General features: G+C 74.1%; 9 protein-coding genes. 8 read left to right on the forward strand and 1 reads right to left on the reverse strand.

Annotated elements, in window-relative coordinates:
• The first annotated feature begins 296 nt into the window (after positions 1-296).
• From CWIS_RS19605 to CWIS_RS15520, 6 genes are all read left to right on the forward strand, one after another.
• Complete coding sequence (locus CWIS_RS19605) at positions 297-725, forward strand: hypothetical protein (protein WP_048344236.1); 429 nt, start codon at positions 297-299, stop codon at positions 723-725.
• A 74-nt stretch (positions 726-799) separates the two neighbouring features.
• Positions 800-1,441, forward strand: a complete 642-nt coding sequence (locus tag CWIS_RS19610) for an ABC transporter ATP-binding protein (protein ID WP_141371739.1) — start codon at positions 800-802, stop codon at positions 1,439-1,441.
• Between the two features lie 65 nt (positions 1,442-1,506).
• Positions 1,507-3,570: a hypothetical protein gene (locus CWIS_RS15505; protein ID WP_197080869.1), complete on the forward strand. Its 2,064-nt coding sequence runs from the start codon at positions 1,507-1,509 to the stop codon at positions 3,568-3,570.
• 239 nt (positions 3,571-3,809) lie between these two features.
• Positions 3,810-3,980, forward strand: a complete 171-nt coding sequence (rpmG, locus tag CWIS_RS15510) for a 50S ribosomal protein L33 (protein WP_013882814.1) — start codon at positions 3,810-3,812, stop codon at positions 3,978-3,980.
• A gap of 8 nt (positions 3,981-3,988) precedes the next feature.
• Complete coding sequence (locus CWIS_RS15515) at positions 3,989-4,438, forward strand: MaoC family dehydratase N-terminal domain-containing protein (protein WP_048344238.1); 450 nt, start codon at positions 3,989-3,991, stop codon at positions 4,436-4,438.
• A complete protein-coding gene (locus CWIS_RS15520; RefSeq protein WP_082156526.1) occupies positions 4,438-4,860 on the forward strand; it encodes a MaoC family dehydratase in 423 nt (140 codons plus the stop codon). Before CWIS_RS15515 ends, CWIS_RS15520 begins: the two co-directional genes overlap by 1 nt.
• Before the next feature lie 64 nt (positions 4,861-4,924).
• Here CWIS_RS15520 and CWIS_RS15525 read toward each other — a convergent pair whose 3' ends face one another.
• A complete protein-coding gene (locus CWIS_RS15525; protein ID WP_229747356.1) occupies positions 4,925-6,016 on the reverse strand; it encodes a LacI family DNA-binding transcriptional regulator in 1,092 nt (363 codons plus the stop codon).
• A 272-nt stretch (positions 6,017-6,288) separates the two neighbouring features.
• Between CWIS_RS15525 and CWIS_RS15530 the strand changes: the two genes are divergently transcribed.
• Positions 6,289-7,695 (forward strand): MFS transporter, encoded by a 1,407-nt coding sequence (locus tag CWIS_RS15530; RefSeq protein WP_231583938.1) that lies wholly within the window; start codon positions 6,289-6,291, stop codon positions 7,693-7,695.
• The gene (locus tag CWIS_RS15535) at positions 7,692-8,987 is read left to right on the forward strand and encodes an MFS transporter (RefSeq protein ID WP_369796594.1); all 1,296 of its coding nucleotides are present in this window, start codon (positions 7,692-7,694) and stop codon (positions 8,985-8,987) included. The genes CWIS_RS15530 and CWIS_RS15535 overlap by 4 nt, the downstream gene beginning before the upstream one ends.
• The last annotated feature ends 144 nt before the right edge of the window (positions 8,988-9,131 follow it).

The following is a 9,131-nucleotide window of genomic DNA, read 5'->3' on the forward strand; positions in this document are numbered from 1 at the left end:
GGCCTGGAGTGAGGCCCGGACTGCGCGCGTCCCAAGTTGCCCGCGGTGGCGTGCTTGTGCCGATATGCGGAGGGCTGGTTGGATTCGACCCGCATGGCCGCAATGGTGCGGCAGGGCTCGGAGTCGTGGCGGGCCCGAAGTCAGGGGGCGAAGTGCTTGGTGCGGCCGCGGCGCCGCGCCAACGGTGGCTTGTCTGTGGCCATTGTGCGTGGAGTGCCCCCGGACTCCGGGCATGCTCGTCGACCGCGCCCGGGAACTCTCGTACATCCAGACGACGACACAGAATGGCCTCATCGATGAGGAAGTCCCTGACCGGCGCGACCCTGGCGAGTGCGCTGATCCTCGGTGGTGCCACCACCGCGTTCGCCGGCACGCTCCCCTCCTTCTCCACGACCGGAGCTTCTTTCAGCAGCATCACGCAGAGCTTCGACCCGTGGCCGTGCACCTCGGCCTGCAAGAGCGGCAAGTGGAGCGGCTGGAACTGGGCCGGGTACCTCGGCGACACGAAGGAGGATGGGAACAGCGTCAAGATCCAGTCGAAGGTCGACGGCTACAGCTGGTCGGCGGCCACCTACTGGAAGGGTGGCGCCAATACGAGGACGTACTTGAGCTACAAGACCACGGGGGGCGCCGACCCGGCGCAGTCGGGTCAGCTCCACCTGTGCCGGGACCGCGGGTCGCTGCTCCCCGACAACTGCACGAACTCCGCGAAGGCGTACCGCTGACGGTGGGCGCGCTCCTGGTTGCCGACGACGTGGTGGTTCGCTTCGGCGCGACGCCCGCGTTGTCCGGCGCGAGCATGTCGGTCTCGTCTGGGGAGGCTGTCGCGCTCGTCGGGCCGAGTGGCGCGGGCAAGTCGACGCTCCTGCTCTGCCTCGCGGGTCTGGAGCGCCCGAGTGCGGGAGCGGTGCAGTACTCCGGGTCCGACTTAGCGGGCCTGCGCGTCGAGGACCTGGCGCAGCTGCGGCTGCGTGAGTTCGGGTTCGTCTTCCAGGGCGGGGACCTGATGGCGGAGCTGACACTCGCGGAGAACGTCGAGCTGCCCCTGCGCCTTGCCGGCGCGTCGCGGCGCGATGCGAGGGCGCGGGCGTCACGCCTGCTCGACGAGCTCGGGGTCGCCGATGCTGCCGGCCGTCGCCCGGGCGAGGTCTCAGGCGGCCAGGCGCAACGGGCAGCGGTCGCCCGCGCCGTCGCCCACGCGCCCGCGGTGGTCTTCGCGGACGAGCCGACAGGCGCGCTCGACTCCGTCAACGCACGTGCGGTGCTGGAGGTGCTGCTCGCAGCGACGCGCGCGGTCGGGGCGAGCCTCGTCATGGTCACGCACGACCGCTCGCTCGCGACGCTGACGGACCGGGTCCTCGAGGTGCACGACGGCCGGGTCGGTCCGCCGACTGGTGGGCTGCCGTCGGCGGAGCAGCTGTTCGGCGCGGCGTCGTGCTGAGCGACTCCTGGAGCCGCGACCTCGCTGTCGCGATGGTTCGCGACAGTCGCGGGCGGCGTGCACGGGTGCTGTGGGTCGGGACCGCGTCGGTGGCGCTCGCGCTCGTGGTCCTGGCGCACCTGCTCGTCGCGCTGGGTGCCATGCCGAGCCGGTGGTCGACGGTGAGCGCGCAACGGTCGTCGGACGTCGAACCGCTGTTCGTCTGGGACCAGGTCCTGTCGATCGACGACGAACGCGCGCTGAGCGTGCTCCTGCTGCACGCCGACGCGCCGCAGCGGGCACCCGTGCCGCCGGGAGTGGACCACTTCCCGAGGGCGGGCGAGGCGTACGTCTCGCCCGCCCTCGCGGCCGCGCTCGAGGCGGACCCGCGGCTCGCCGGGCGCGTCCCGGGCGCGGTCGTCGGCGTGCTGGCGCAGGATGCGCTGGTGTCGCCGGACCAGCTGCGCGCGGTCGTCGGCGTAGCGGACCCTGGCGGCCTGTACTCAGGCGTGGGCTGGGGCGCGACGGACGTCGACACGCTCGGGCTCCTCCCGGTGCGTCAGTCCCAGCTCGTGCTGACGTTGCTGTGGGGTCTGCCGGCGCTCGTGGTGCTCGCCGCGTGCGCGCAGTCGCACGCCGACCAGGTGCGGACTCACGCGGCCAGGCTCCGGCTCGTCGGCGCTTCCACGCCGCAGGTCCGTGAGCTCATCCGCGCGTACGTCGCACGCGCGTGCCTGCCAGCTGCCGCGTGCGGTGCCGCCCTTGGGACGGCGCTGGTGGTCGGTCTGGCCCGCACAGGCTTGCTGGGCCTCGCGTTCTTCCCGACGAGCGTGCCTATGACCGTCGTGCTGGCGGTCGTCGCGTTCGGGGGCACCGTGGCCGGGATCACGGCGTGGGCCGCGCTGTGGTCCCGGGCGGAGCGGAGCGCGGCGTACCAGACCGTGCGCGAGGTCGGCGGTTCACGAGCGCGCTGGGCCCCGACCGCGGCGGCGGCGGGCGCGCTGCTCCTCGTCGGGATGACGGCCGTGCGGTGGCTCACCGCCGACCAGCGGATGGCGGGTGGAGCGTCGTCGCTGGCGTTTCTCGTGGGCTCGGCGGCGCTCGTGCTCGGCACGGCGCTCGGCGTCGGGTCGTGCGTCCGTCGGTGGTCGGGCCGTCTGCAGTGGCGGCGGCTCGACGTGCTGCTGGCGTGGCGTCAGCTCGCCCACGCACCGACGCCACTCGTCGTCGCGACGTTCGCCATGACCGCCGTCGCGACCGTGCTCGCCGTGACCTTCGCGGTGCTGCAGGTCCTCGCTGGAACCACGCCGGGCGCGGCCGGTGCCGTGTGGTCGGCGTCGGTCGCGGGGTCGGCGACGCCCGACGCGCGAGCTCTCGTGGATGCCGTGGGCGCCGGGGCGGTGCTCGAGGCGGTGGGGGACGACGAGGGCGTCGTCTGGGGGACGTGCACGGCCCTGGGGGTCGTGTTCGGGGACGTGCAGGCAGCCGACGGCGCCTGCGTCGACGGCCGGACCTACGCCCCGGGTGAGCTCGTGACGGCGCCGTTCGAGGAGCCACCCTCGTTCATGGGCGGCCACGTGCAGGTGCGCACGGTGGACCCCCACACGCAGGCGCTGAGCACGCCCGCCGGCTCGGACATCTACGTCGCCGCCCCGATGGACGACCCGAGCGGCACGCACTCGGCGATCCTGCGCGCGGCGCCGACCGCGACGCTGACACTGCTCTCGGCGGACAGCTCGGTGCTGGTCGTCGTCCCGGCGACCGAGCGGCTGACGTCACGCGCAGCGCTCGCGGGCGGGATCCTGAGCCTGGTCGCCGTCCTGCTCGCAGTCACGCTGTCGCCTGCCGCGGCGGCCAGCGAGCGGCGATTGCGGCGCCTGGGCGCAGGTCCGACGACCTTGCGCCGTCTGGCGGGCAGCCGCGCGGCGCTCACGATGCTCGTCGCGGGGGTAGCCGGGAGCGTGGTGGCACTGCTCGTCGAGCAGGCGTACCTCGCGCTGGGCAGCCTCTACGTGGTCGACGGCGCGACCGCTGCGGGGCTTGTCGTCGTCGTCGCGGCGACCACGGCGGTGGCAGCGCTTGCGGGCCGGGTGCCCACGCCGCGGCGCGGGGCGGCTGCCATCGGGCGGGGCTCTCCCGACGAGGCGTGAGTGTGGGAGGGTCGGCTCGTTGCGCTATCCTTGTCGACGGTCTGTGCGCGGAGCGCGTCGACGGCGTGGCCGACGGTCACGGTGTGCGTGCTCACCGTGCTGCGGCTCCGGCTCGACGCCGCGACCCCGCAGCGCACGTGCAGCAGCAGGGCGCACGTCAGACCGCCCATGACCCACCGGGCACCGCGAGGTGACCGAATAGATCGCATGCGCCGCACGGCGCGAGAGGTGGCAAGACCATGGCCAGCAAGAGCTCGGACGTCCGTCCGAAGATCACGCTCGCTTGCACCGAGTGCAAGGAGCGCAACTACATCACGAAGAAGAACCGTCGGAACGACCCCGACCGTCTCGAGATGAAGAAGTTCTGCCCGCGTGAGAACCGCCACACGCTGCACCGCGAGACCCGCTGACCCTGGCGATGCCGGTCGACACCGGGTACGCCGGGCGCGAGTACGCACCGAACGCCGTCTTCGAGGTCGGTCGTGAGCACCTGCGGTCCTTCGCGGCCGCGGTAGGGGCACAGCACCCCGCTCACACCGACACGGAGGCGGCGCTCGCTTTGGGGTACCCCGACGTGATCGCGCCGCCGACCTTCGCGGTCGTCGTCGCGCAGCGCGCCGAGGCGCAGTTGTTCGAGGACCCCGCCGCCGGGATCGACTTCTCGCGCGTCGTGCACGCCGACGAGCGCTTCACGCACCACCGCCCGATCCACGCGGGTGACCGCCTCGTCACGGTGCTGCACGTCGACTCGATCGTCGAGCGCGCGGGGCTGGCGATGATCACGACGCGCGCCGAGATCTCGGCGGAGGACGGCGAGGCCGTCGCGACCGTCGTCTCGACGCTGGCGGTCCGTCCGGAGGAGTCATGATGGCGCCGCAGCTCGCCGAGCTCGAGGTCGGCCAGGAGGTCGCGCGGGCGCAGGTCGTCGTCGACCGTGCCCGGCTCGTCCGGTACGCCGCCGCCTCGGGCGACTTCAACCCGATCCACTGGAACGAGCGCGTCGCGCGCTCGGTCGGGCTGCCCGACGTCATCGCGCACGGCATGTGGACGATGGGCGCCGCCGTCGGGCCGGTCGCGGAGTGGGCGGGTGACCCCGGGCGCGTCGTCGACTACCAGGTGCGCTTCACGCGTCCGATCCCCGTGCCGGACCCGGGTGACGCGACCATCGATGTGGTCGCGACCGTCGGCGCGCTGGACGAGGCCGCGGGCACCGCGCGCATCGACCTCGCGGTGACGCTCGACGGGCAGCGTGTCCTGGGCAAGGCCCAGGCCGTCGTCCGCCTCGGCTGACACCAGACGTCTGCACCGGCCCCTGGCCGTCCGGCGCCGGTGACGAGCGGGGCGACAGGCCCGTTCAGCGCGGTGCGGGGCCCGTCGTCGTGCCCTGCTGCAGGGCGACCGGGAGCACGACCGGCTCGGGCATGTCGCCCGCGAGCAGGCTCGCGACCGCGCGCCCGACCGTCGCGCCCTTCTCGGCGAGCGGCTGCGCGACGGACGTGAGGACGTCGGGTGCGAGCCACGGCAGGTCGAGCCCGTCGAACCCGGCGACGGACACGTCCTCGGGCACGCGCAGCCCGAGCTCGCGCGCGGCCAGGACCACGCCGGAGGCCAGCAGGTCGGACTGGCACACGACCGCCGTCGGGCGGTCGGGCCGGGACAGGATCGCGAAGCCGGCGGTCTTGCCGTGCTCGACGAGCGAGGCCGGCGTCTCGTAGACGGCGACCGGCGTGATGCCCGCGTCGAGCACGCCGTCGAGCCGCCGACGCGTGACCTGCCAGACGACCTCGTGCCAGCGCTCGGGCGCGACGAAGCCGTCGCCCCGGTGCCGGTCGAACGCGAGCGTGACGCACCCGAACGACTCGTGGCCGAGTGACTGCAGGTGGCGCACGAGCTCGGTCATGCCGCGGCGGTCGTCGAGGCCGACGGTCGCGACGTCGGCCTCGGGGACGCCCTCGACGACGACGGTCGGGACGCCCCGGCGCCGCAGTGCGTCCAGCACGGGGTCGTGCGCGCCCGAACCCCACAGGAGCACGGCCACGTCCATGCCCGCGGAGAGCACGAGCGGGTCGACGGGCGGCTCGGCGGGGTCGCTGGGGCCGGGGATGAGCAGGACGCCGAGGCCCATCTCGCCGAGCGTGCCGACGAGGCCGTCGAGGACCTGGATCGCGACCGGGTCACGGAACGAGCGGCGCAGCGCGTCGCCGACGACGACGCCGACGATGCCCGAGCGGCCGCTGCGGAGCTGGCGGCCGAGCGGGTTGGGGCCGAGGTAGCCGAGGTCAGCGGCCGCCGAGAGCACGCGCTCGCGGGTCGCCGAGGCGATCGGGCCCGCGCCGGAGAACGCGAGCGAGGCCGTCGAGACCGAGACTCCGGCCGCGGCGGCGACGTTGGCGAGGGTCGGGCGCTGGGACGACAGCGGGCACCTCCGGGCTGGCGACTCGGGCACGTGCCGACGGCCGCGGACGATCGTCGGGAGCGGTTCCGACGAGGCCTCGGCGGGTGCCGGACCGCGTCGGTTGACGCAGCGGTCAGCGTACCCGCAGAATGGTCGGCGATCCTCAAATCGATTCGACCACGTCTCCAGCGCTGGCCTCGAATCGATTCGACACCGTTCGGACTCGATCCGACAGAGCCCCGGGCTCGGTCCGACGAAGCACCGACGCGGCCGGATCCGCACCCTGACCCACACGCACCCGAGACCCGGCCCGGAGCAGCACCGTGACCCAGCGCGCCCGCGACGACCACGCCCTCGTCGCCCGCACCCTTGCCGACGACCCCCGGTCCGGTGTGGTCGTCGCGCGCGCACGCCTGCTGCTGCTCGGCCTGTTCGGCCTGCAGGGCATCGTCTTCTCGAGCTGGCTGGCCCGGCTGCCCGCCGTCCGCGACGCGCTCGACCTGACCCCCTCGGCACTCGGGGGCGTGCTGCTGGTCGGTTCGGTGGGCGCGCTCCTGACGGTCACCGTCGCGGGGATCGTCGTGCAGCGATGGGGGAGCCGCGCCGCAGTGGTGGCCTCGACCGCCGCGCTCGCGCTCGCGTACGTGCTCATGGGTGTCGGCCCTGCGCTCGGGTCGGTGTGGCTGCTGTGCGTCGGAGTGTTCCTCAACGGCGTCTCGATCGCGCTCGGCAACGTCCCGCTCAACGTCGAGTCCGCGCGCATCGAACGCGCGATGTCCCGCACGGTGATCCCGCAGTTCCACGCCGCGTACTCGATCGGCGCCGTCGTGGGCTCGGGCCTCGGCGCGCTCGCGTCCCGCTCGGGCGTCTCGCCGGCCGTGCACTTCGGCGCCGTCGCCGTGGTGGCCGTCGTGTGGCGGCTCGCGTCGCTGCGCGGCGTCGTGCTGCCGCCCGGACCGTCCGACGCTCGCGTGCTGACGGTCGAGGTCACGGCCGCCGACGCGCGCACCGATCGCCGCACGCGTCGGGCCGCGGGACGACGCCGTGTCGGCAGCGCGCTCGACGCCTGGCGCGAGCCCCGCACGCTGCTCATCGGCGTCGTCGTCATGGCCGCCGCGTTCTCCGAGGGCTCGGCCAACGACTGGCTCTCGATCGCCGTGGTCGACGGCTTCGGGCGGACCGAGGCCGTCGGCGGCGTGGTGCTCGCGCTGTACGTCGCGGCGATGACCGTGGTGCGCCTGGTCGGCACCAGGCTGATCGACCGGTACGGGCGCGTGCTCGTGCTGCGCGTCTCGGGCGTCGTCTCGATCCTGGGCCTGCTGCTCTTCGGCCTCGCGCCGTCGTTCGAGCTCGCGTCGCTGGGCGTCGTCGCATGGGGCTTCGGTGCCGCGCTCGCGGTGCCGATCGGCATCGCCGCGGCCTCCGACGACCCCGTGCGCGCCGCCGGGCGCGTCGCGGTCATCTCGTCGTTCTCGTCCGTGGCCTCGATCGCCGCCCCGCCGCTGCTCGGCCTGGCCGCGCAGTCGATGGGGGCGCGGCACGCGCTCATGCTGATCGCGGTGACCATGGTCGCGAGCGTGTGCTTCGCGCACCGCACCGAGCGTGAGGTCCCCGCCGGCACGACACCGGTCACGGGGCCGTCGCCCGACGAGCACCTGATCCTCGCGACCGCCGCACCCGTGGCCGCGGTCGACCTCAGCACCGACGACGAGAGGGTTCGCGTACCGTGAGCAGCACTTCGGCCGATGACGTCAGGGAGGGCGGCGTGCGCCTGCGGACCCCGCACGACCCGGTGCGTGCCGCGTCGTTCGCGGTCTTCGCGGTCTTCTTCCTCAGCGGCTTCAACTTCGCGAGCTGGGCGTCGCGTCTGCCCGCCGTCCGCGACGGGCTCGAGCTCTCGGCGGGCCGCATGGGCCTGCTGCTGCTCGTCGGGTCCGTCGGTTCGCTCGTCGCGCTGCCGCTGTCGGGGACGATCATCGAGCACCTCGGCGCGCGTCGGACCGTGCTGTACTCCGCGTTCCTCAACGCGGGCGGCCTGACGCTCGCGGCGGTCGGCGTCGCGGCAGGGTCGATCGCGCTCACCGCCCTCGGTCTCGTGGTGTACGGCGTCGGCACGGGTGTGTGGGACGCCGCCATGAACGTCGAGGGCGCGGTCGTCGAGCAGCGGCTCGGCAAGACCGTGATGCCGCGGTACCACGCCGGCTTCTCGCTGGGCACGGTTGCGGCCGCCGGTGTCGCTGCGGTGGCGGCGTGGCTGCACGTGCCGGTGGTCGTGCACCTGCCTGTGGTCCTCGTGCTGTCGAGCGTCGCGGTGGTGCTGTCGGTGCGCCTGTTCCTCGCCGAGCCCGTCGTCGCGACGAGCGAGGTCGCCGACGCGCTCGAGGCGCCGTCCGGGGCGGGCCGGGCCCGCCGCGCGCTCGCGGCCTGGTTCGAGCCGCGCACGCTCCTGATCGGCCTCGTGGTGCTGGCCGCCGCGCTGACCGAGGGTTCGGCGAACGACTGGGTGAGCCTCGCGGTCGTCGACGGCTTCGAGACTCCGCACGCCGTGGGTGCCGTGGCGCTGGGCGTCTTCCTCGCGGCGATGACGACGATGCGCTGGTTCGGCACCGCGCTGCTCGACCGCTACGGGCGCGTGTTCGTCCTGCGCCTGTGCGCGGTGCTCTCGCTCGTCGGGCTCGCGCTGTTCGGCCTGGCGCCGACGATGTGGCTCGCGCTGGTCGGCATCGTCGCCTGGGGCGCGGGCGCCGCGCTCGGGTTCCCCGTCGGGATGAGCGCCGCGGCCGACGACCCGCTGCGCGCCGCCGCACGCGTGAGCGTCGTGTCGACCATCGGCTACTCGGCGTTCCTCGCGGGTCCGCCGCTGCTCGGCCTCCTCGCGCAGCACGTCGGCTACCGGCACGCGCTGCTGGTGATCCTCGTGCCCGTCGCGCTGGGCATCTTCGTCGCGGGTGCGGCAGCGCCGCTGCGTCGGCACGAGCCGCACGTGGCCGACGAGGCGCCTGCGCCCGTCGACCGCCCGTAGCCTGGACGCATGACCGTCGGCACCACACCCCGCCTCGCTGACCTCACGACGCTCGGCGTCGGCGGACCTGTCGGCCGCTACGTCGAGACGACGACCGAGGCCGAGCTCGTCGACGCGGTGCGCACCGCCGACGAGGCGGGGGGG

Origin of the sequence: Cellulomonas sp. A375-1, from assembly GCF_001040865.1 — a bacterium.
GTDB lineage: Bacteria > Actinomycetota > Actinomycetes > Actinomycetales > Cellulomonadaceae > Cellulomonas > Cellulomonas gelida.